This is a genomic window from Kitasatospora sp. HUAS MG31 (assembly GCF_040571325.1).
Taxonomy (GTDB): domain Bacteria; phylum Actinomycetota; class Actinomycetes; order Streptomycetales; family Streptomycetaceae; genus Kitasatospora; species Kitasatospora camelliae.
In genome coordinates this window covers 6,473,608-6,495,757 of the sequence record NZ_CP159872.1, presented here as the reverse complement: position 1 = coordinate 6,495,757, position 22,150 = coordinate 6,473,608, and the positions used below count along the sequence as shown (strand labels likewise).

The following is a 22,150-nucleotide window of genomic DNA, read 5'->3' as shown; positions in this document are numbered from 1 at the left end:
GCGGCCACCCGGCCGCGATGCCACGCTGGTGCCGACACACGGAGGCGGGAATGGGGTACTACACCGAGCAGGTCGTGCCGCGGATCATCGACGTGGCCTGCGGGACCAAGGCGGAGCGGCCGCTGCGCCGGCGGGTCTGCACCGGCCTGCACGGCGAGGTCGTGGAGATCGGCTTCGGCAGCGGCCACAACGTGCCGTTCTACCCCGCCGCGGTGTCGCGGGTCGCCGCCGTGGAGCCCTCGGACGTGGGCTGGCGGCTCGCCCGGAAGCGGCTGGACCGGGCACGGGTGCCGGTGGACCGGTCCGGACTGGACGGGCAGGCGCTGCCGTTCCCGGACGCGAGCTTCGACTGCGCGCTGTCGACCTTCACGCTGTGCACCATTCCCGACGTGGGGGCCGCCCTGCGGGAGATCCGGCGGGTGCTGCGGCCGGGCGGGGTGTTCCGGTTCCTGGAGCACGGGCTGGCGCCGGAGGCGGACGCGGGGGTGCGGCGCTGGCAGTACCGGCTGGAGCCGCTCCAGCAACGGCTGTTCGCGGGCTGCCACCTGACCCGGCCGATCGTGGAACTCCTCACCGCGGCCGGGTACGAGGTCGATGACCTGGACGTCTTCTACGAGGAGGGCGCCCCACGGGTCCTGGCGGCCCTCTCCCTGGGCAGCGCGGTGCCCCGCTAGCGGGGGCGCGGCGCACGAGGGTACGTCAGGGGCACGCGGCGGCCGGGAGGTGCGCTCACGCGCCCCTGACGTACCCGAGTGCGTCAGGCCTTGAGGAGGGCTTCGGCGACGAGGTCGCGGGCTTCGTCCTGGACGCGGGCGAGGTGGTCGGGTCCGTGGAAGCTCTCGGCGTAGATCTTGTAGACGTCCTCGGTGCCGGAGGGCCTCGCCGCGAACCAGGCGTTCTCGGTGCAGACCTTGAGGCCCCCGATGGCGGCCCCGTTGCCCGGGGCGGCCGTGAGGACGGCGGTGATGGGCTCGCCGGCCAGTTCGCCGGCGGTGACCTGGTCGGCGGTGAGGGCGGAGAGCGCCGCCTTCTGGGCGCGGTCGGCGGGGGCGTCCACCCGGGCGTAGGCGGGGGCGCCGAAGCGGGCGGTGAGGTCGGTGTAGAGCTGGGAGGGGCTGCGGCCGGTCACCGCGGTGATCTCGGAGGCGAGCAGGGCGAGCAGGATGCCGTCCTTGTCGGTGGTCCAGACGCCGCCGTCGCGCCGCAGGAAGGAGGCGCCGGCGGACTCCTCGCCGCCGAAGGCGACCGAGCCGTCCAGCAGGCCGTCGACGAACCACTTGAAGCCGACCGGGACCTCCACCAGGCGCCGGCCCAGGTCGCCGGCCACCCGGTCGATCATCGAGGAGGACACCAGGGTCTTGCCGACGGCGGCCGTGGCGGGCCAGTCGGCGCGGTGGCGGTAGAGGTGGTCGATGGCGACGGCGAGGTAGTGGTTGGGGTTCATCAGCCCGCCGTCGGGGGTGACGATGCCGTGCCGGTCGGCGTCGGCGTCGTTGCCGGTGGCGACGGCGAACCCCTCCCGACGGCCGATCAGGGAGGCCATGGCGTACGGGGAGGAGCAGTCCATCCGGATCTTCCCGTCCCAGTCCAGGGTCATGAACCGCCAGGCGGGGTCGGTGAGCGGGTTGACCACGGTGAGGTCCAGGCGGTGGGTCTCGGCGATGCGCGCCCAGTACGCCACCGAGGCGCCGCCCATCGGGTCGGCGCCGATCCGGACGCCGGCGGCGCGGACGGCGTCCAGGTCGAGGACGGCGGGCAGGTCCTCGGTGTAGCGGCCGGCGTAGTCGTAGCGGCCGGTGGTGTCGGCGGCCAGGGCGCGCGCGTACGGGATCCGGCGGACGCCCGAAAGGCCTTGGCGGAGCAGCTCGTTGGCGCGGTTCTGGATCCAGCCGGTGGCGTCGGAGCCGGCCGGGCCGCCGTGCGGCGGGTTGTACTTGAAGCCGCCGTCGGCGGGCGGGTTGTGGGAGGGGGTGACCACGATGCCGTCGGCCCGGCCGGCCGGGCGGGTGCGGTTGTGGGTGAGGATGGCGTGCGAGACGGCCGGGGTGGGGGTGTAGCCGTCGGCGCTGTCGAGCAGGACGGTGACGCCGTTGGCGGCGAGCACCTCCAGGGTGGTGGCGCGGGCGGGCTCGGAGAGCGCGTGGGTGTCGATGCCGAGGAACAGCGGCCCGGTGGTGCCCTGGGCGGCCCGGTACTCGCAGATCGCCTGGGTGGTGGCGGCGATGTGGTCCTCGTTGAACGCGGTGTCCAGGGAGGAGCCGCGGTGGCCGGAGGTGCCGAAGGCGACCTGCTGGGATACCTCGGCCGGATCCGGGTGGAGCGTGTAGTAGGCGGTCACCAGCCTGGCCACGTCCACCAGGTCCTGCGGTCCTGCCGGTTGGCCGGCGCGTGCGTGCACCATCATGCCTTCTCTCGTCGGTCGGCCCGGTCGCCGTGCTGCGTCGTCCCGCGCGTCATCCTGCCACCGGTCGGGCCCGATCGGTCGCACATCGCCCGGTCCGGCCGGGCCGGGTGAGCGGGGTCACCAGGACAGGGCGGACCCGCGCCACAGTTCCGCCCGCGCGGTGTGCGGGCCGTCGAGCGGCGCGCCCCGGCGGTGGTCGCGGGCGCTGCTGGTGCGGGCCCGGAGCAGGGCGGCGGCGACCGCCTGGGAGTGGCTGGCCGCCCATTCCACGAAGCTGTGGGTGCCCTGGCGGCCGTCGGGGTGGCGGACCGCGAGGGTGACGATCCACGGGGCGCCGCCGTCGGGGCGGGAGGCGTGGACGGGGTGCGGGATGCGCCCGGGCCGGGAGGACGGTTCGCCGTGCGGGTCGAGGGGACCGGAGAGGTAGGACATGGGGGGCTCCGACGTCGGCGCGGGGCGCGGCTGGTGTGCGGCCGGGTTGGTGATCCCCCGCCGACTGGGTGTTGGGGCGGCCGGCGGGGGACGGGACGGGGGGTGCCGGGCGCACCTCCCCGAGGAGTGCGCCCGGTACCCGGGTGCTGAGGCTGCGTCAGGTGGATCCCGACCCTCCCCTCAGCGCTCACATGAACCAGCATAACCGAACAGATTCAAACGAGATGGCACATATGAGACCGCCAGCCGGGGCTCCCGTCAAGCAGATGGGCGGACCGATACCACCTCGTGACCCGCCCGACGAGAACTGCCGGTCCCGCGCTCGGCTGAGCGCGGGACCGGCAGCGCGTGGCGGTCTGGCCGACCCTCAACGGCCTCCCGCCCGTCCGCCCCCTGGCCGGAGCCGGGCCGCCACGGCTGCGGGGCGGCCCCGCACGGCTCCGCAGGGGACGGAGTGAGGGGGTGCGGTGCGGTCAGGAGGGCGCGGGGGGCGCGGTGGCGCTCATGCGGCGGCCCCGGGATCCGAGGTGAGGTGCCGGCCCTCCGGGACCGGACGGCCGAGGGGGACGTGGCGACGCACGGGGACCGGGGAGCGGTCACGGCCGGCCATCAACCGGGCCAGCTCGACGTCGTTCGTCCGGGCCGCGTCCTGCACCCCGGCGAGCTCGCCGTCCCGCAACACCGCGATCCGGCCCGCGAGTTGGAAGACCTCCTGGATCCGGTGCGAGACGTACACCACCGCCTTGCCCTCGGACGGCCGATGGTCACCCGCGAGGATCCGCAACAGCGTCGACTTCCCCGCCCCGCGCTCCCCCGTCACCGCCGCCACCCGCCCCGCCGGGAAGTCCAGAGTCACCCCACCGAGGGCCCGCACCGCACCGAACCGCTTGGCCACCCCCTGCACCCCGGCCGAGCCGGTGGCGCGGGCGGCGGGGAGCGGGGCGGAGGGTGGCCGGTGGGCCGGGGCCGAGTCGTCGGGGCAGCTCATGGTGTCACTCGTCTCCGGGGATCGCGGGTGGTGCGGTGGTGCCGGGGTGCGGTGGCGCCGCGGTGCGGGTGGTGCGGTGGCGCCCGCCACCGGCCTGCACGGGGGAACAGGCCGGGGGCGGGCCGGGGGGCCGGCCCCGAACGGGGGGCGAACGGGGCCGGCCGGTCTCGAAGCACCTGTCAACGACAGACGGAAAACGCTCACAATCAAACATGTTTCAACGTGTTGGCACATATGACACCGCGTGACGCCGTCGGAGTCAAGCCGGGGGGAGGACCGATACCGCGTTGTGACGTTCGACAGCTCCGCGCTGGACCGACCCACTCGACGCGACCCCGGAAACGGGGACACGCCCCTTCGCGGGCCGCGAAGGGGCGTGTCGGAGGTGGAGCCGACGGCCGCCGGGGAACGAGACCCCGTCAGGCCAGGTTGCCGGCGTCCAGCGGGAACCAGCGGAGGCTCTCGAAGGACTCCGGCAGCCCGGCCGGCCGCCGCGGTGGCCGCTCCGGCCGGTTTGCGACCAGCGCCCGGGCCAGGGCCAACTGCTCGGCATACCCGGGGACGGCGGGCCGGGCCGCGCCCCGCTGCCCGCCGACCACCTCACCGCCGACCACCTCACCGCCGAACAGGGGCGCCCCCAGCCCCACCGGCGGCGGCCCGACCGGCGCGGCCCGGTGCCGCCAGAGCCCGCTGCGCGGGTCGAAGGCGTAGTCGGGCAGCAGCCGGTGGCCCTGCTCGGCGATGAACTCCACCGCGTCGAGCACGTGTCGCCGGGCCTGCTCGGTCATCGTGTACGGGAGGCTGACCCGGGTCCAGCCGGGCTTGACCCCCTCCAGGCCCAGGTCGCAGATCACGTCGCGGTGGGCGAACGAGCGCTCCCGGTCGATGCCGAGCAGCCGGTGGCCGTACGGGCCGGCGCAGGAGCAGCCGCCGCGGGACTGGATCCCGAACAGGTCGTTGAGCAGGGCGGTCACGAGGTTGTGGTGCAGGTGGCCGTCCCCGTGCCGGATCAGGAAGGAGACCACGGGAAGCCGGGGCAGGTCGGTGCGGCCGAGGATCCGGATCGCCGGGTGCCGTCCCCAGCGGGCGCGGACGGCCGCCCAGGCGGCCTCCTCCTGCTCCCGGATCAGGTCGCGCCCCAGCTCCTCCTTGAGCCGGAAGACCAGCCCGGCGCGGATCGACTCCACGATCGCCGGGGTGCCGCCCTCCTCCCGGGCCACCGGGTCGGCGAGGTACCGGTGGTCGTCCGGGCCGACGTAGGCGACCGTGCCGCCGCCGGGGTTCACCGGCACCCCGTTGCGCAGCAGTGCCCGGCGGACCACCAGGACGCCCGGGGTCTGCGGCCCGCCGGGGAACTTGTGCGGGGAGAGGAACAGCGCGTCCGCGTGGTCCTGGCGCCCTGGCGCGGAGGCGGCGGCGCGTATCGGCAGGTACGGCCCGGCGGTGGCGAAGTCCCAGCAGGCGAGGGCACCGTGGGAGTGCAGCAGGGCGGAGACCCGGTCGGTGTCGGTGAGCATCCCGGTCACGTTGGAGGCGGCCGAGAAGCTGCCGATCCGCAGCGGCCGGTGGGCGTACCGGAGCAGTTGGGCGCGCAGGTCGTCCAGGTCGAGCCCGCCGTCCGCGCCCTCCCGGACGACCACCACGTCGGCGACCGACTCCCGCCACGGCAGTTCGTTGGAGTGGTGCTCGTACGGGCCGACCAGGACCACCGGCCGGTCGTGCTCTGGTATCGGGACGGCGTACCGCTCGGCGCGCGGCGAGGGCCGCCGCAGGCCGAGCAGGTCGACCAGCTTGTTGACGGCGCCGGTGGTGCCGGAGCCGCAGAAGATCACCGCGTGCTCCTCGGAGGCGCCGACCGCCCGGTGGATCAGCGTCCGGGCCTCCTCGCGGAGCCGGCCGGTCTGCCGGCCGAATCCGGAGGCCTCGGTGTGGGTGTTGGCGTAGCGGGTGAGGACCTCGCGGCGGAGGAACTCCTCGACGAAGGCGAGGGGTCGGCCCGAGGCGGTGTGGTCGGCGTAGGTGGCCGGCCGGGGGCCGTAGGGGCCGGGAAGGATCTCGCCCTCGCCGAGCTGGGCGGTGCGGATCTCCTGGAGCAGGGCGCGGGCGGCGGGTCGCGCCGCGGGTGCGCCGGGGGTACCGGGTCCGGGGGGTGTGGTGGGGATGGTGCTCATGGTGTCGCCTGGCCTTCGCGGTGGGCGGACGGTGACGGGCGGTCGGAGGGCGGTCGGCCGGCTCAGCGGCCGGCCGCGGGCTCCGGCTCCGCCGCCGGCGCGGGGGTCACGGCACGCTCCGGCCCGTGCGGGTCGGTGGGGTGGCCGTCGCCCTCGATGTCGATGTTGGGAAGGATCCGGTCGAGCACGCCCGGCAGCCACCAGTTGCCACTGCCGAGCAGGACCATGGTGGACGGGACGAGGATTCCGCGCACCACGGTGGCGTCCAGGGCCACGGCGGTGGCCAGTCCGATGCCGAACATCTTGACCACGGGGTCGTCCGAGAGCAGGTAGCTGAGGAAGACGCTGACCATGATCAGGGCGGCCGAGCTGATGATCCGTCCGGTGCCGGCGAGCCCGGAGACCACGGCCCGCCGGTTGTCGCCGTGCTCCAGGTACGCCTCGCGCACGGCGCTCAGCAGGAACACCTCGTAGTCCATCGACAGCCCGAACAGCACGGCGAACATCAGCAGCGGCACGTACCCGGGGATCGGCACCGGTCCCTCCAGGCCGATCGCGGCGGCGCCCCAGCCGAGCTGGAAGACCGCCGTCAGCACGCCGTACGCGGCGGCGACCGAGACCAGGTTCATCACCGCGGCCTTCAGCGCCACGACCGGGGAGCGGAAGGCGAGCAGCAGGAGCAGCCCGGCGAGGGCCAGGACGAAGCCGACGACCAGCGGCATCCGGTGGGCGATCCGCGCGTTGAGGTCGGCCTGGGCGGCCGGGGTGCCGCCGACGTGGGCGGTGGCACCGCTGTCCGCGGTGGCGGCGGGGAGGGTGTCGGCCCGCAGCCGGTGGACCAGGTCGGCGGTGGCCGGGTCCCCGGGGGCCGTGGCGGGGGTGAGCTGCCAGCGCAGGTCGCGCCCGTCCGCGGAGGTCTGCGGCGTGCCGACGGCGGCGACGCCGGGCGTGCCGGCCAGCGCGGTGGTGACGGCGGTGACCCGCGGATCGGTCGCGCCGGCGGCGGCGGTGGGGAGGGTGGCGGTGACCTGGAGCGGGCCGTTGACCCCTGGACCGAAGGCGGTGGCCAGCCGGTCGTAGGCGGTGCGGCTCATGCTGCCGGCGGCGTTGGTGCCGGCGTCCATCTGCCCGAACTCCAGCTTCACGGCGGGCAGGGCGAGGGCGCCGAGCAGCGCCAGCCCGGCCAGCATCAGCGGCCACGGGCGGGCGGCGACCAGCTCGGCGATCCGGCCCCAGCCGCGCGGGCCGGCCGCGGGAGACGCGGCGGGGGCGGTGGACACGGCGCGGCGCGGGGTGAGCCGGCGGCCCAGCAGGGAGAGCAGCGCGGGCAGCAGGGTGAGGTTGATGCCCAGCGCGGCCAGCACCGCGACGGCCGGGGCCAGCGCCAGCGCGTACAGCAGCGGCAGCCCACCGAGGGCCAGCCCGGCCAGGGCGGCGATCACCGCTGTCCCGGCGAACGCCACCGACTTGCCGGAGCCCGCGGTGGTGCGGACGGCCGCCTCCTCCACCGGGACGCCCGCCGCGCGCAGGTCCCGGAACCGGGTCAGCCCGAACAGGGTGTAGTCGATGCCGACGCCGAGGCCGATCATGGCCGCGATGGTCTCTCCCGCGGAGGGCATGTCCATCACGTGCCCGATCAGTCCGAGCACCGGCAGCGCGATCCCCAGCCCGACCACGCCGGCCAGCAGCGGCAGCCCGGCGGCCACCAGGCTGCCGAAGGTCAGCGTGAGGACGAGGAACGCGGCGGCCAGGCCGATCAGTTCGCTGCGCCCGGTGGATCCCTTGTCCACCGCCGCGGCGAGGAACCCGCCCGGGGTGACCTCGATCCCGGCGGCCTCGGCGGGGGCGGCCGCGGCCAGCACCGCCCCGGTGATCTCCGGGGTCACCTCCCGTCCGGTGACGTCCAGTTCCACCGACAGGTAGGCGGTGTGCCCGTCGCCGCTCATCGCCGCCCGGCCCGCGGGGTCGTACGGCGTGGTCACGGCCACCACGTGGTCCACCCCGGCGATCGCCTGCGCGGCCGTCCGGACCGCCTCGGTCGCGGCCGGCGAGGTGAGCAGCGGCCCGTCGGGGCCGGTGTGCAGCACCACGGGCTGCCGGCCGTTGGCGCTGTCCGGGAACGCCCGGTCGCCGAGGTCCCGGGCGGCCTGGCTGTCGCTGCCCGGGATCTCGACGGCCTCGCTGGTGACCCGGCCGAACACGACGACGGCGGCGAGGACGGCGGCCAGGAGCAGCAGCCACCCGGCCACCACCCGCTTCGGCCTGCGGGCGCACCAGCGCCCCACGGAGACGAACATCGGCGAACCGGCCTTCCGTACACGGCCGGAGGGCATGCGGACGTCGCGGCTCCCCGGCGCAAACTTATTGCACTCGCTGTGCAAGTCGTACGTTTGCACTCGGGGTGCAACAATGTCAACGCGAGACGGTTCAGCGAGGACGGGAGCGGCGGATGAAGCGGTCGGAGCCGGGTGACGCGGGGGCGGGGCCCGCCCCGCAGGAGGGCACGGCGAAACGCCCGACGGACGGGCGCACCGCCCGCGGGCAGCAGACCCGGGAGCGGATCGCCGACGCGATGCTCTCCCTGCTCGACGAGGGGCAGGCCAACTTCCCCGCCGACAAGGTCGCCGAACGGGCCGGGGTCTCACGCCGCCTGGTCTTCCACCACTTCGCCGACATGGCCCAGCTCGCGGACGTGGCCGTGAGCAGGCGGCTGGACCAGCTGATGTCCCAGGTCAGGCCGCTGCCGACGGAGGGGCCGCGGGACCTGCGGGTCGCCGCGCTGGCCGAGCAGCGGGCCCGGATCCTGGAGGGGCTGACGCCGGCGCGGCTGGCCATCATGCGCCTGGAGAACCCCTCCGACCGCGTCCAGGAAGCCGTCGCCCAGGTCATGGAGTTCGCCCGGCTCCGGCTCGGCCAGGTCTTCGCCGAGGAACTCGACCGCCTCCCGGAGGACCGCCGCACCGACCTCCTCAACTCCCTGGACGCCGTCACCACCTGGAGCGCCTGGCACCACTGGCGCACCACCGGCCTCACCCCCGAGGCCGCCCGCCACACGATGGAGTACGCCGTCCACACCCTCCTCGCGGCCACGGACTAGCGGTTGGCGCGGTCGGTCCGCTCAACGGGCTCAGGGGCGCGCGTGGTCACCCCCACCGCGCTCCGTCAGCCGCGCCGCCAGCACCGCGGCCTGCAACCGCCGCTCCACCCCCAGCTTGGCGAGCAGCCGTGACACGTGGTTCTTCACGGTCTTCTCGGCCAGGTACAGCTCCTCGCCGATCTGCCGGTTGGTCCGGCCCTCGCCGATCAGGACCAGGATCTCCCGCTCCCGCGGCGTCAGTTCGCCGAACGGCGGGTCGGCCCCGGCCTCCTCGCGGTGCCGCAGGCTCTCCATCAGGCGGTGCGTGGTGGTCGGGTCCAGCATCGAGCCGCCGGCGGCCACCGTCCGTACGGCGCTCACCAGGTCCGAGCCCTTGACCTCCTTGAGGACGTAGCCGGCGGCCCCCGCCATGATCGAGTCCAGCAGCGCCTCGTCCTCGTCGAAGGAGGTCAGCATCAGGCAGGCGAGTTCGGGCATCCGGCTCCGCAGGTCGCGGCAGACGCCCACCCCGTCACCGTCCGGCAGCCGGACGTCCAGCACGGCCACGGCGGGCCGCAGCGCCGGCACCCGGGCCAGCGCCTCGGCGCAGGTCGCGGCCTCGCCGACCACCTCGATGTCCGGCTCGGACTCCAGCAGGTCGCGCACCCCGCGCCGGACCACCTCGTGGTCGTCCAGCAGGAACACCCGCACCGGCCCCGACTGCTGCCCCGCCGGCTGCCCCTGCTGCCCCGTCCCGGTCACATCCATCGCGCTCTCCCGAACCGCACCGCCCTCCCCTCGCCTCGATTCTGCTCCCCGATCCCGTCCCCGGGCCTGTCACTCCCCCGCCGGCTCCTCGCCCGGGTCGAGGATCTCGGCCGGGTGGCGGCGCGGGCTGGGCGTCCCGGGCGGGCCGTAGCCGAACCGGAGGACCAGCTGGACGTGCCCGGGGCCTTCGGCGGGGTCGCGCAGCAGGCGGCGGGTGTCCGGGAACTCGACGGCCTGGTGCAGCACCGAGGCGCGGACGCCGCGGACGGTGGCCAGCAGCCAGATCCGCTCCAGCGCCTGCCCGGCCCGGAGCCAGTCCTGCGGGCGGTCGAGGTGGGTGGCGAGGGTGCACAGCTGGGGCAGCGGTTCGAAGTGCTCCGAGGGCCGCTCGGGGGCCGGACCGGTGAAGCTGCGCATGGGTACCCGGGCGTCGTGGTCGACGGGGCCGAGGGCCTCGGCGGGGATGCCGTCCGTGGCGGGGGCCTCCAGCCGGACCCAGTCGCGGGCCTCCGCCTGGCGGGCCAGGTCCCCGGCGATCCGCAGTTCGGCCTCGGCGGTGAGCGCGAGCACCCGCCGGACCTCGCCCTCCTCCAGCGCGGTCAGCTGCGTACCCTCCCGCCGGGCGGCCTCGGCCAGCTCGCCGAGGACGGCCTCCGGCACGTCGCGGTTGCTGAACGGCCGGCGGCTGGAGTGCCGGTGCGGGATCGCCGCGTACAGGTCGGGGACCCACGGGTGGGACCGGCCGGGCAGGTCGAGCACGGCGGCCAGGTCGGGCCGGTCGGCGTCGGGCAGCAGCCGGACGACGGCGCCGCGGCCCAGGTGCGCGGCGGCGGCCCGCAGGTTGAACAGGGCGGCGCCGACCGAGATGTACCGGGCCCGGCCGTCGGGGTCGGCCACCGGCACCGCGCGGGCGGTGTCCACGTACACCTCGAGGCCCCGCCGGTCCGGTGTCGCCCGGAACCGCCACGGCTGGCTGTTGTGCAGGGAGGGCGCCGCGCCGCCGGCCGCGGCCAGCAGGCGCAGGTCGGCCAGGGTGAGCGACGGCTCGGTCATGGTGGACATCTCCTTCCCTTCCTTCCTCTCGGGCTCGACCGACCCGCGCGCCTTCACGGCCGCGGATCCGCGGACCACCCACCTGGTACCGCTACCTCCACCGTCCGCCTCCCCGGGCCCACCGCCGAGAGCCGTACGACCCCGCCCGGCGCTCCAACCGTCCCCGCCGTCCCGGGCCCAAAGGCCCTGCCCGCCCGTGCGGGCGTCGGCCGCACCGGCCGATCCACCCAACTCGCCCGCTCCACAGGCCATTTCCCCGCCCTCCGTTCCGGGCACCCGGCCCGCGCGGCACACCGGAAGGACGCGCCGAAAGGGGCCGACCCGAACGGGCCGGCCCCGGAGAGGCGGTGGACCCCCGGGTCAGACCGCCAGCATCAGCAGGCCACCGATCACCACCGCCACCGCGGTCGCGAAGTGGATGCCGAACGCGGCGGCCCTGGTCCCGCCGTGGCGCAGCACGATGACGGTGTCGCCGAGCGGGGTGAGGGCGACGGCGAGCAGGTACCACCCGACCGCGTGGGTGCCGGAGAAGGCGAGCAGGGCGGCGCCGATGACGCCCGAGGTCAGGTCACGCAGGCCCTTGATGGTCAGGTACGCGGCGTCGCCGCCCGGCCGGGCCGGGACCCCGTAGCCCGCGGCGGCGGCCTGCGGGACGAGCAGGAACCGGGCCCCGATGAGGATCGCGAGCAGCACGAGGACGATGGCCAGGCCGTAGGCGATGGGCGTGAGCATGATGGCTTCCCCTCCGGGATCTAGCGGCGCTAGGAACGGAAACGACGCTACCAGCACATCGGCAGAAATACTAGCGGCGCTAGAATCGCGACATGTCGATGCAGGACCGCAGGGAGCGCGAACGCGCCCCTGCTCGCCGGGGTGAGGGGCCACCCGGCGACCCGGCCACCCGGCCCCTCACCCGCCTCCCCGTCCGCCGCGCCGAGCGCGGCGAGGACTCAGTCGCCCACCGCCGACAGGTCGAGCGCGGCGAGCCGCTCCGGGTCGGTCAGCACGTTGATGGCCACGATCCGCCCGTCCGTGACCGTGAAGGCCATGATCGACCAGCGGCGGTCCTCCCCGATCACCACCACGCCCGCGGCGCCGTTGATGAGCGCCGGGCGGACGAACGGCGCCAGCTTCGCGTACAGCACCGCCTGGCCCGCCACCGTCCGGGCGCCGTTGAGCAGCACCGAGATGCCGGTGCCGGCGTCGGAGCGCAGCACCACGTCGGGGTCGAGCACCGAGACCAGGGCCTCGAACTCGCCGTCCCGCGCGGCGGCGAAGAAGGCGTCCACGACCCGGCGCTGCTGCGCCAGGTCGGGGTCGGGCACCGGCGCCTGCCCCTGGACGCGGCGGCGGGCCCGGCTGGCCAGCTGCCGGGTCGCGGCCGGGGAGCGCTCCAGCAGGGCGGCGATCTCCTCGAAGGGCACGGCGAACATGTCGTGCAGCACGAAGGCCAGCCGCTCGGCCGGGCCCAGCGTCTCCAGGACCACCAGCAGCGCCAGCCCCACCGAGTCGGCGAGCAGCGCCTCCTGCTCGGGATCGACGCCGTCCGCCGGGCTGACCACGGGGTCGGGCATCCGCAGCTCCAGCGGATCCTCGCGCCGGGTCTCCCGGGCACGCAGCAGGTTCAGGCAGACCCGGCCCACCACGGTGGTGAGCCACCCGCCGAGGTTCTCCACCGTGCTCGCGTCGGTGCGGTCGAGGCGCAGCCACGCCTCCTGGACGGCGTCCTCGGCCTCGCTGAGCGAGCCGAGCATCCGGTAGGCCACCGCGCGCAGCCGCGGCCGGTGCTCCTCGAAACGCTGCAGCAGACCCGCACTCCGGTCCATGTGTCACATCCCTTCCTCGCGGCGGGTCATACCGACAGACCCATCCCCCTGCGAACGATCTTGCCGGGAGATCGACTTCCGGACGGCCGAAACGGAGAAGACGATGTCGGACACCACCGCCGCCGCGGACCGGACCCCCGCGGACCGCACCACCGCGACCGGGACCACGGCCACCCCCACCGGCACCATCCTGGTCACCGGCGGCACCGGGACGCTCGGCCGCCGCGTCGTCCCCCTGCTGCGGGCCGCCGGCCACGAGGTACGGGTGCTCAGCCGGCACCCCCACCCGGCAGCGGACGGCGTCGTGTACCTGGCCGGCGACCTCCTCCGGGACGAGGGCGTCGAGGCCGCCGTCGCGGGGGCCGGCACCGTCCTCCACCTGGCGGGCGGGCCCAAGGGCGACGACGTGGCGACCCGGAACCTGGTCCGGGCCGCGCGGCGGGCCGGCGTCGGGCACCTGGTGTCCATCTCCGTCATCGGCGCCGACCGGGTGCCGCTGGCGTGGCTGCGGAGCAAGCTGGCGGCCGAGCAGGCGGTCGCCGGGTCGGGGATCGGGTGGACCACGCTGCGCGCCGCCCAGTTCCACGACCTGGTCCTCACCGTGGTCGAGAAGATGGCGAAGCTGCCGGTCCTGCCGGCGCCGGGCGGGCTCCGGCTCCAGCCGGTGGACGTCCGCGACGTGGCCGACCGGATCGTCGAGCTGACGCTCGGCCGGGTCCGCCGGCCTGGTGCCCGACCTGGCCGGCCCCCGGGTGTACGGCCTGGCGGAGCTCGGCCAGGCCTACCTGCGGGCCGTCGGCAAGCGGCGCCCGACCCTGCCGGTCCGCCTGCCCGGCAAGCCGGGCCGCGCCTACCGCGCCGGCGACAACCTCACCCTCACCGGCGCCACCCTCGGCCACCGCACCTGGGAGTCCTTCCTCGCCGAGCGCCTCCCCCACTGACCCGCCCGCCGGACGCCACCCGGGGTCAGCGCTCGCGCCCGCGCGGCTTGAGCGGGACGGGCGGGAGGTCCGGGGCGTCGAGGCGGTCGCCGTCGTAGCCGTGGACCTCGCCGAAGCGGGTGCCGGTCATCCAGTCCCGGCGGGCCTGGGCGATCTCCTCGCCGGTGCGGCCGATGAAGTTCCACCACATCACCAGCTCCTCCTCGAAGGGCTCGCCGCCGAGGAGCAGCAGGGAGGCGTCGGTGCGGGCCAGGAGGGGGAGTTCGCGGCGGCCGCAGCCGAGGTAGAGGATCGAGCCTGGCTCGACCCGGACGCCGTCCACGTCGACGCCGCCGGTCATGGAGAGCACCGCGTACTCGAACCCGGGGTCGAGCGGCAGCCGGTGCTCGGCGTCCTCGCGGAGGGTCAGGTCGGCGCCGACCAGGGCGGAGTAGGTGGTGCCGGGTGAGGTGGCGCCGTCGAGGGTGCCGAGGATGAGCTTGGCGGCGAGGCCGTCCGCGGTGACGGTCGGCAGCTCGGCGTGGTGCTCGAAGGCGGGGGCGGTGTGCCGGTGGGCGTCCGGCAGGGCGACCCAGAGCTGGGCGCCGTGCAGGTGGCGGGCGTGCTCGCGGGGCGACTCCCCGGAGTGGGCGATGGCCCGGCCGGAGGTCATCAGCCCGAGTTCGTACGGGTGGACGGTCTGCAGGCTGCCGCGGCTGTCCCGGTGCAGGATCGAGCCCTCGTGCAGCCAGCTGACGGTCTGCAGGCCCATGTGGGGGTGGGGCGGGATCTGCATCCCGGGTTCGTCGGCGATGTCGTCGGGGCCGTAGTGGTCGACGAAGCACCAGGCGCCGACCATCCGCCGGCCCAGGGTCGGCAGCAGCCGCCGTACCACCGTGGACTCCCCCAGCGGCACCAGCCGTCCGGTCAGCAGGTCCTTGCGCGGGCCGCCGGCCGCCTCGTGCCCGCAGCTGGTCGGCTTCGGCCTCAGGTCGAGGTTGCTCATGCGGTCGAGTATTCATCAGCCGGACCGGGCCGCCCGCGTACCGCCCGAGCGTGTCGGACGCGGGCCGACCGGCCGCTCAGCGCGGGGTACGGCCGAGGAAGGCGAGCGCCTCCGGCAGCACCCGCCGCCAGAAGCCGTCGGTGTGGGCGCCGCGCGGGAGGTGGCTCTCGGTGGCCCGTCCGGTGAGCTCGCGGACGGCCGGGCAGAACGGGTCCTCGGTGCCGCACCAGACGCCGAGCCGCCGCGGCAGCGGCCGGTCGAGGTGGAGCAGCGGCTCGTGCTCGCGCCAGTCGGCCTCGTCGGCGAAGCCGTCCACGGTCCGGGCGTCCGGCCAGCTGCGGAACAGGGCCGGGCTGAGCAGGGCGGCCCCGGCGAGCCCGCCCGGGCGGGTCCGCGCGTACCGCAGGACGCCGGAGCCGCCCATGGAGATGCCGAGGGCCAGCGTGGGCTCCGGCAGGCCCTCCTTCCCGAGCCAGACCGGGAGTTCGTCGAGCAGCATGGCCATCGGGTCGTCGCCGGGGGTGCGGCGGTGCCAGTAGGTGGCGTCGCCGCCGTCGACGGCGACCATCCGGAAGGCCGGGACCCCGGCGCCGGCCGCGGCGGCGAGGAACCGCGGCAGCCCGAGGTCGAGCATGCCCTGGGCCGACCCGCCGCGTCCGTGCAGGACCAGGCAGACCGGAAGGTCACCGCCCCCGCCCCCGGGCGGCGAGATGACGCTCATCCGCACCTCGCGGCCGCGGGCGGCCGAGGCGACGGTGGTGGTGCGGACCGGTCCGGGCGTGACGGCGGGCACCGTGCCGTCCGGCCCGGTCATGCCGACGGCGCGGCGCAGCCGGGATCCGCCGGGCAGGACGTCCTCGACCACCGCGCCGCCGACCGCGACGCCGCCGACCCCCACGACCGCCAGCGCCTGCAACAGCCGGCGCCGGCCGAGCCGCACCTGTGACGCACCGTCATCCCCGGTCCCCGCCAACGCCCCTGCCCTCCCGCGATCGTGTGGGCAGCACTCTACGGAGCGCCGGGTCCCGGCCCGGCGACACCCCCGTCACAGCACCGGTACAGCCTTCGGGCCGGCGAACACGGCGTCGACGTCAGTGCCGGCAGGCCCAGGGCGCCGTGGCGATGGTCGCCTCGGCCTGGGCCCGCAGCGCGCGGACGGCCTCGGCCGGGTCCTTGGCGCCGTACACGGCCGAGCCCGCGACGAAGACGTCCGCGCCCGCCTCGGCGCACCGCTCGATGGTGCTCGCGGCCACGCCGCCGTCGACCTGCAGCCACAGGTCGAGGCCGTGCTTGTCGATCAGCTCCCGGGTGCGGCGGATCTTCGGCAGCATGATCTCCAGGAACGCCTGGCCGCCGAAGCCGGGCTCGACCGTCATGATCAGGACCATGTCCAGCTCGGGCAGCAGGTCCTCGTACGGCTCGATCGGGGTGCCGGGCTTGAGCGCCATCGAGGCGCGGGCGCCCTTGGCCCGGATCTCGCGGGCCAGCCGGACGGGCGCGGCGGCGGCCTCGGCGTGGAAGGTGACCGAGCCGGCGCCCGCCTCGACGTACTGCGGGGCCCAGCGGTCGGGCTGCTCGATCATCAGGTGGCAGTCGAGCGGGGTGGTGGTGGCGCGGGCCAGCGACTCGACGATCGGGACGCCGAGCGTGAGGTTGGGGACGAAGTGGTTGTCCATCACGTCCACGTGCAGCCAGTCGGCGCCACGGACGGCCTCGGCCTCGTCGGCCAGCCGGGCGAAGTCGGCGGACAGGATGCTGGGATTGATCTGCGCCATCTGCGGGTACCTTCACGACTCGGTGCGGGCGGCGGTACTGCCACCCCGGTCCATCATCTCTCGGGACGCCGACGGGACGCCGACCGGGCGTGTGCGGCACCGCCACCCCGTGACCCGCGTCAGGCCCGAGCACCCGATCCCCTCCCGCTCCGGCCCGACGCGACCTCGGGATCGCGAGCGCCGCGACCCGGCTCCGAGAAAGGTGTCCGATGGCCGAGCTGGTGCACCCCGCACGCGCGCTGTGGTGGCTCTTCGAACCGGTCCACGCCCTCACCTACTTCTCGCCCGAGGGCAGGGCGGCGTACGAGGCGGTCGGGCTGCGCGGGTACTGGCGCGGCTACTTCGGCGGCCGGTCCGCCCCGCTGGGGCCGGTGGACGCGGCGCCGGTGGTGGCCGCGTTCTTCAACTTCGCGCCGCAGATGGTCGAACGGGCCCTGCCGGACGTGTGGACCAGGGCCACCCCGGAGGTCGCGCTGACCGCCCGGGTCAAGGGCGCGACGGGGGCGCTGGAGCGGGTGCTGGAGACGGTCCGCCCGGAGCTGGTCGAGCGCTCGGTGGAGCTGCTGGAGCGGGCCGTGGACGGGCTGGACTGTTCGGGACGGGTGCTGGCCGCCGCGAACGCCGCCCTGTCCCGGCCCGAGGGCCACCTCGCCCGGCTCTGGCAGGCCACCACCGTGCTGCGCGAGCACCGCGGCGACGGGCACGTGGCGGCCCTGGTCGCGGAGGGGCTGGACGGCTGCGAGGCGCTGGTGCTGCGCTGCGCGCTGGACACCCGCCGCGAGGTGCTCCAGCCGCACCGCGGGTGGACGGACGAGGAGTGGGACGCCGCCACCGCCCGCCTCACCGAAGGCGGTTGGCTCACCCCGGAGGGCGCGATCAGCACCGAGGGCCGCTCCCGGCACCGCGCCCTGGAGGCCGCCACCGACCTCGCCGCCTCCCGGGTCTGGTCCGGCTTCCACCGGACCGAACTGGACGAGCTCGCCACCGCGCTGCGGCCGATCTCCACCGCCTGCCGCGCCGACCTGCCCCCGCTCAACCCGATCGGCCTGCCCACCGCGAGCTGACCGCCGGCCGCCCGCGGCCCTCAGGCTGGCGGGCTCTCAGGCCGCGGCGGACTCTCAGGCCGGCGGGCCGAGGACGATGCCGCGGTCCGCGTAGAACCGCGGCAGGTCCGCCCACGGCACCCGGGCGGCGGCCTGGGAGCGGTCCGGGAACCCGGAGGGGTTGTGGATCAGCAGTTCGTGCTCGGTGGCCCCGACCGCCAGGACCAGGTGCCCGCCGCGCCGCGGGGGCTGCGGGTCGAGGGTGCGGATCGCGGGGTGCACGGAGAGGATCGGCAGCCGCCCGGCCGCCAGGTGGTCGGCGATCTCCCCGGGCGGCAGCGGCGACCTGGCCTCCGCGTGCAGGCCCCAGCGCCGGCCCGCGTACGCGGCGAACGGCCCGTGGATCAGCCCGTCGAGCCGGCCGTCGGGGTGCCGCACGTACGCCCCGGCCTCCAGGCACTCCTCGGCGAGCCGGACGGTGGCCGGGGCGACGCCCCACCAGTAGTCGAGCGCCATCCGCAGGCACGCCATCCCGCACACCCGCCAGGACCAGTACTCGTACTCCTCCTCGCTGGGCGCCCCGGACCGTTCCCAGAACGGGTCGTCGGCGGCCCGCAGGGTGCCGTCCAGGATGTCCGGGACGAGCTGGGGCGACTCCCACTGCGAGTAGTAGGGGACCTGATGGATGATCGGCTGGGCCACGTCCATCATCTTGGCGTATCGGTCCGCCGCCCGCCCCTCCAGCACCCCGGCAGGCCCCTCCGGCACGCCCGGCGCTACAGCACCCCCGCCCGCCGCAGCAGCCACCGGTTGGTGCGTCCGACCAGACCGGCCCGTTCCAGCACGCCGATCGCCTTGCCGGCCATCTCCCGCTTGGTGGCCCGCCAGTACGGGTTGGCCGCGGCGGCCCGCCTGCCCTCCGCCGGGTCGATCCCGACCGCCGCGTACACCCGCGGGTGCACCAGGCGGACCGTGGACACGTAGATCACCAGGCCGAGCAGCAGCTGCTCGTACTGGCGCCGCACCGGGCCCAGCTCCTCGCGCTGCAGCTCCTCGCGGGCGTAGGTGATGTGCCGGGCCTCCTCGATCACGTGGATCCGGGAGACCTGCCGGGTGAGCGGCTGGAGGGTCTCGTCGACCATCATCTCGCGCTGGAAGGAGTCCAGGATCTCCTCGACGTACATCGTGCCGCCGAAGGTCTGGCTGTGCGTGGAGGTGGTCTTGAAGAACCGTCCGAGCTCGTGGGCGACCCGGCCGGGGCCGTACGCGGGGGCGCCCATCTTCGAGATCATCCGGGCGAACATCACCGAGTGCCGGCACTCGTCGGCGATCTCGGTGAGCGCGTACTGCACGTGGGCGGAGGTCGGGTCCCGGTCGAAGGCGTGCCGGAGCAGCATCTGCATGAGGATCTCCTCGAACCAGATGCCCACACTGGCGATGCTCGCGACCTCGTGCTTGCTGAGTTCGATCCGCTGTTCCTCGTCCAGCCGCTCCCACAGGGCGGTGCCGTAGAGCGAGACGCGGTTCGGGGGCGCGTAGTACGCGCCGGGGACGGGCTCGGCGGCCCAGTCCACGTCCGTCAGCGGGTCGAAGGACAGCTTGGCCGAGGAGGCGAGCAGCCGTTCGGCGGTCTTCCGTCGCTGCTCGGCCTTCGGCAGTGCTCTGCGCTCGGTCATCGCCATCCTCGGCTCCTTCGGTCGCTGGTCGCTGGTCGGCCCCTGGCGAGAAGGTAGAAGCAATTAGACACCGCGTCAATAACACCGGCACGGATCTTCCCGCCCCGAGGCCCCACGACACGGAGCCCGCCCCGGGCGCTGGGGGTGACGCGGGACCAGAAGACGCTGGAGCGGCTGGACGAGATCCTCCCGGGCCGCCGGACCGCGCCGGAAGGACGACGCCTGGTGGACCGATGGGTCGTCGTCCCGCAGCCCGTCCCCGGCCGGTCCGGCCGTCGATCCGTCAACGCGATGTGCATGAATCGAGGGCTGCCGCGGGCCGCTCTTGCCTGGAGTGGACTCGAAGCAGTTGGCTTGGGTCCCATGAAGTACACGCAGCTCGGACGCACCGGACTCAAGGTCAGCCGACTCGCCCTCGGCACGATGAACTTCGGTCCGCAGACCGACGAACCGACCAGCCACGGCATCCTGGACGCCGCCCTCGACGCAGGTCTGAATTTCGTCGACACCGCCAATGTGTATGGGTGGGGCGAGAACAAGGGCCGCACCGAGGAGATCATCGGCTCCTGGTTCGCCCAGGGCGGTGGCCGGCGCGAGAAGACGGTCCTGGCCACCAAGGTCTACGGCTCCATGTCCCGCGAGGGCGGGACCTGGCCGAACGAGGACCGGCTGTCGGCGCTGAACATCCGCCGGGCCGTCGAAGCCAGCCTCAAGCGGCTCCAGACCGACCACATCGACGTCTACCAGTTCCACCACATCGACCGGCTGACCCCCTTCGAGGAGATCTGGCAGGCCGTCGACGTGCTCATCCGGCAGGGCAAGATCCTCTACGCGGGCTCCTCCAACTTCCCCGGCTACAAGATCGCCCAGGCCAACGAGACGGCCGCCCGGCGCGGGATGCTCGGCCTGGTCAGCGAGCAGTGCCTCTACAACCTCGCCGAGCGGCGGGCCGAGATGGAGGTCATCCCGGCCGCCCAGGACTACGGCCTCGGCGTCATCCCGTGGTCCCCGCTGCACGGCGGCCTGCTCGGCGGGGTCATCAAGAAGGAGGTCGAGGGCGGCCGCCGCGCCTCCGGACGGGCCGCGGACGCGCTGGCCGACAGCTCGACACGGGCGCAGATCCAGGCGTACGAGGACCTGCTCGACAAGCACGGCCTGCAGCCCGGCGAGGCCGCCCTGGCCTGGCTGCTCACCCGGCCGGGAGTGACGGGACCCATCGTCGGCCCGCGCACCGCCGGGCAGCTGGAGAGCGCCCTGCGGGCGCTGGAGCTGGAGCTGAGCGAGGAGGTGCTGGCCGGACTGGACGCGATCTTCCCCGGACCGGGGCCGTCCCCGGAGGCCTTCGCCTGGTGATCAGGTAGCCGTACGCACGGCGGTCGTCTCCCCTTCGCCCGGGGCGGCGACCACCTCCTCCTCGAACCGGCGTCCATCGCATGCCGCTCTGTCCAGCATCCCCCCGTGCCCGCATAGCGACCCTCCGGTACGGCCCGGGGCCCCTCCCGACGGACCGTCAGGAGGGGCCCCGGACACCGGCCGTGGCGGTTCAGACCCGGCGCAGCAGGGCCAGGTACATCGCGTCGGTGCCGTGCAGGTGCGGCCAGAGCTGGACGTCCGGCCCCTCACCGAGTCCGGGCAGGCCGGGGAGCAGCGGACGGGCGTCGATCCACTCCACCCCGGGCTGCTCGCGCAGCACGTCCTCGACCACGGCGCGGGTCTCGGCCAGGTGCGGGGAGCAGGTGGCGTAGCCGACCACGCCGCCGGGGCGGGCGGCCGCGATCGCGCCGCGCAGCAGCTCGCGCTGGAGCGGGCCGAACCCGGCGATGTCCTCGGGGCGGCGGCGCCAGCGGGCCTCGGGCCGGCGGCGCAGCGCGCCGAGGCCTGAGCAGGGCACGTCGACCAGGACCCGGTCGAAGCTGCCGGGCTGCCAGGCCGGGCGGGTGCCGTCGGCGGCGATCACGGTGTACGGGCCGGGGTTGCCGGCGAGGGCGCGGGCGACCAGGCGGGCCCGGTGCGGCTGCTTCTCGGAGGCGACCAGGGCGGCGCCGCGCTCGGCGGCGAGGGCGCCGAGCAGGGCGGCCTTGCCGCCGGGGCCGGCGCAGCCGTCCAGCCAGAGGCGGTCCTGGCCGTCCAGCGGGGCGGCGGCCAGTGCGAGGGCGACCAGCTGGCTGCCCTCGTCCTGCACGCCCACCCGGTTCTCCCGGACGGCGTCCAGTCCGGCGGGGTCGCCGCCCTCGGCGAGCCGGACGGCGTACGGGGACCAGCGGCCGGGGAGGGACTCGGGCAGGGCGGCGGCCAGCTCCTCGGCGGTGGCCCGGCCGGGGCGGGCGACCAGGGTGACCTCGGGCCGGTCGTTGTCGGCGCGCAGCAGTTCCTCGACGGCCGTCCGTCCGGAGGCGTCGGGCTGCCAGCGGCCGAGCGCGTCCCAGAGCGAGGAGACCACCCAGCGCGGGTGGGAGTGGACCACGGCCAGGTGGTCCTCGGCATCGACCTCGTACGGCGGGGCGACCTGCTCGACCCAGGTGTCGAGGTCGTGGGCGCTGATCCGGCGCAGGACGGCGTTGACGAACTTGGCGCGGCCGTCGCCGAGCACCACCCGGGCCAGTTCCACGGTGGCGGAGACGGCGGCGTGGCTGGGGATGCGGGTGGCGAGCAGCTGGTGGGCGCCGAGCGAGAGAACGTCGAGGACCGGCGGGTCGACCTCGCGCAGCGGCCGGTCGATGCAGGCGGCGATGATCGCGTCGTAGGTGCCCTGGAGCCGGAGGGTGCCGTAGACCAGCTCGGTGGCCAGGGCGGCGTCGCGGCGGTCCATGCCCTTCTGCTCGGCCTCGCGCAGCAGCGAGGGGAGGATCAGGTTGGCGTAGGCGTCGCGCTCGTCGACGGCCCGCAGGGCGCGGAAGGCGACGATCCGGGCCGGGTCCTTCTTGGGGCGGCGGTGCGGGCGGGGGGCGCGCTTGGCGCTGGGAGTGGTCACGGTGGTGCCTCGGTAAGGTGCTGCGGAATCAGTGGGTGGGA

19 protein-coding genes and 1 pseudogene are annotated in these 22,150 nt (G+C 75.2%); 5 read left to right on the top strand and 15 right to left on the bottom strand.

Features of this window, described 5'->3' with window-relative positions; translation table 11 throughout:
- Positions 1-50 precede the first annotated feature (50 nt).
- Entirely contained in the window at positions 51-674 is a 624-nt protein-coding gene (locus ABWK59_RS29015; protein WP_354643595.1) for a class I SAM-dependent methyltransferase, read from the top strand.
- Positions 675-757: 83 nt separating this feature from the next.
- Here the strand turns inward: ABWK59_RS29015 and pgm are convergent, their stop codons facing one another.
- The 5 genes from pgm to ABWK59_RS28990 form a co-directional block, all read right to left on the bottom strand.
- Positions 758-2,401: a phosphoglucomutase (alpha-D-glucose-1,6-bisphosphate-dependent) gene (pgm, locus tag ABWK59_RS29010; RefSeq protein ID WP_354643594.1), complete on the bottom strand. Its 1,644-nt coding sequence runs from the start codon at positions 2,399-2,401 to the stop codon at positions 758-760.
- A gap of 120 nt (positions 2,402-2,521) precedes the next feature.
- Positions 2,522-2,836 (bottom strand): hypothetical protein, encoded by a 315-nt coding sequence (locus ABWK59_RS29005; protein ID WP_354643593.1) that lies wholly within the window; start codon positions 2,834-2,836, stop codon positions 2,522-2,524.
- A gap of 502 nt (positions 2,837-3,338) precedes the next feature.
- Positions 3,339-3,824 (bottom strand): ATP-binding cassette domain-containing protein, encoded by a 486-nt coding sequence (locus ABWK59_RS29000; protein ID WP_354643592.1) that lies wholly within the window; start codon positions 3,822-3,824, stop codon positions 3,339-3,341.
- A 419-nt stretch (positions 3,825-4,243) separates the two neighbouring features.
- Positions 4,244-5,995 carry an aminotransferase class V-fold PLP-dependent enzyme gene (locus ABWK59_RS28995; RefSeq protein ID WP_354643591.1) on the bottom strand — a complete coding sequence of 584 codons (1,752 nt, stop codon included), beginning with the start codon at positions 5,993-5,995 and terminating at the stop codon, positions 4,244-4,246.
- A gap of 62 nt (positions 5,996-6,057) precedes the next feature.
- Entirely contained in the window at positions 6,058-8,328 is a 2,271-nt protein-coding gene (locus tag ABWK59_RS28990; RefSeq protein WP_354643590.1) for an MMPL family transporter, read from the bottom strand.
- A 116-nt stretch (positions 8,329-8,444) separates the two neighbouring features.
- Here ABWK59_RS28990 and ABWK59_RS28985 point away from each other — a divergent pair, with 116 nt between their 5' ends.
- On the top strand, positions 8,445-9,092 hold the full coding sequence (locus tag ABWK59_RS28985) for a TetR/AcrR family transcriptional regulator (RefSeq protein ID WP_354643589.1): 648 nt from the start codon (positions 8,445-8,447) through the stop codon (positions 9,090-9,092).
- A 30-nt stretch (positions 9,093-9,122) separates the two neighbouring features.
- Here ABWK59_RS28985 and ABWK59_RS28980 read toward each other — a convergent pair whose 3' ends face one another.
- The 4 genes from ABWK59_RS28980 to sigJ form a co-directional block, all read right to left on the bottom strand.
- The gene (locus ABWK59_RS28980; RefSeq protein ID WP_354643588.1) at positions 9,123-9,839 is read right to left on the bottom strand and encodes a response regulator transcription factor; all 717 of its coding nucleotides are present in this window, start codon (positions 9,837-9,839) and stop codon (positions 9,123-9,125) included.
- Positions 9,840-9,908: 69 nt separating this feature from the next.
- Positions 9,909-10,892 (bottom strand): Acg family FMN-binding oxidoreductase, encoded by a 984-nt coding sequence (locus ABWK59_RS28975; protein ID WP_354643587.1) that lies wholly within the window; start codon positions 10,890-10,892, stop codon positions 9,909-9,911.
- A gap of 360 nt (positions 10,893-11,252) precedes the next feature.
- Complete coding sequence (locus tag ABWK59_RS28970) at positions 11,253-11,624, bottom strand: DUF4267 domain-containing protein (protein WP_354643586.1); 372 nt, start codon at positions 11,622-11,624, stop codon at positions 11,253-11,255.
- A gap of 218 nt (positions 11,625-11,842) precedes the next feature.
- A complete protein-coding gene (sigJ, locus tag ABWK59_RS28965; RefSeq protein WP_354643585.1) occupies positions 11,843-12,718 on the bottom strand; it encodes an RNA polymerase sigma factor SigJ in 876 nt (291 codons plus the stop codon).
- Positions 12,719-12,821: 103 nt separating this feature from the next.
- Here sigJ and ABWK59_RS28960 point away from each other — a divergent pair.
- Positions 12,822-13,659, top strand: a pseudogene (locus ABWK59_RS28960) (SDR family oxidoreductase).
- A 25-nt stretch (positions 13,660-13,684) separates the two neighbouring features.
- On the opposite strand, the gene ABWK59_RS28955 reads toward ABWK59_RS28960, so the two are convergent.
- From ABWK59_RS28955 to rpe, 3 genes are all read right to left on the bottom strand, one after another.
- The gene (locus ABWK59_RS28955; RefSeq protein WP_354643584.1) at positions 13,685-14,644 is read right to left on the bottom strand and encodes a pirin family protein; all 960 of its coding nucleotides are present in this window, start codon (positions 14,642-14,644) and stop codon (positions 13,685-13,687) included.
- A gap of 76 nt (positions 14,645-14,720) precedes the next feature.
- Positions 14,721-15,584 carry an alpha/beta hydrolase gene (locus ABWK59_RS28950; RefSeq protein ID WP_354643583.1) on the bottom strand — a complete coding sequence of 288 codons (864 nt, stop codon included), beginning with the start codon at positions 15,582-15,584 and terminating at the stop codon, positions 14,721-14,723.
- Positions 15,585-15,735: 151 nt separating this feature from the next.
- The gene (gene rpe / locus ABWK59_RS28945; protein ID WP_354643582.1) at positions 15,736-16,419 is read right to left on the bottom strand and encodes a ribulose-phosphate 3-epimerase; all 684 of its coding nucleotides are present in this window, start codon (positions 16,417-16,419) and stop codon (positions 15,736-15,738) included.
- A 209-nt stretch (positions 16,420-16,628) separates the two neighbouring features.
- On the opposite strand from rpe, the gene ABWK59_RS28940 reads away from it, so the two are divergent.
- Positions 16,629-17,483 (top strand): SCO6745 family protein, encoded by an 855-nt coding sequence (locus ABWK59_RS28940; RefSeq protein ID WP_354643581.1) that lies wholly within the window; start codon positions 16,629-16,631, stop codon positions 17,481-17,483.
- A 54-nt stretch (positions 17,484-17,537) separates the two neighbouring features.
- On the opposite strand, the gene ABWK59_RS28935 is transcribed toward ABWK59_RS28940, so the two are convergent.
- On the bottom strand, positions 17,538-18,170 hold the full coding sequence (locus tag ABWK59_RS28935; protein ID WP_420492955.1) for a C39 family peptidase: 633 nt from the start codon (positions 18,168-18,170) through the stop codon (positions 17,538-17,540).
- A 68-nt stretch (positions 18,171-18,238) separates the two neighbouring features.
- Positions 18,239-19,144, bottom strand: coding sequence for an AurF N-oxygenase family protein (locus tag ABWK59_RS28930; protein WP_354643580.1), 906 nt, complete (start codon positions 19,142-19,144; stop codon positions 18,239-18,241).
- A gap of 357 nt (positions 19,145-19,501) precedes the next feature.
- Between ABWK59_RS28930 and ABWK59_RS28925 the strand changes: the two genes are divergently transcribed.
- Complete coding sequence (locus ABWK59_RS28925; RefSeq protein WP_354643579.1) at positions 19,502-20,491, top strand: aldo/keto reductase; 990 nt, start codon at positions 19,502-19,504, stop codon at positions 20,489-20,491.
- A gap of 190 nt (positions 20,492-20,681) precedes the next feature.
- Here the strand turns inward: ABWK59_RS28925 and ABWK59_RS28920 are convergent, their stop codons facing one another.
- Positions 20,682-22,109, bottom strand: a complete 1,428-nt coding sequence (locus ABWK59_RS28920) for an RsmB/NOP family class I SAM-dependent RNA methyltransferase (RefSeq protein WP_354643578.1) — start codon at positions 22,107-22,109, stop codon at positions 20,682-20,684.
- Between the last annotated feature and the right edge of the window lie 41 nt (positions 22,110-22,150).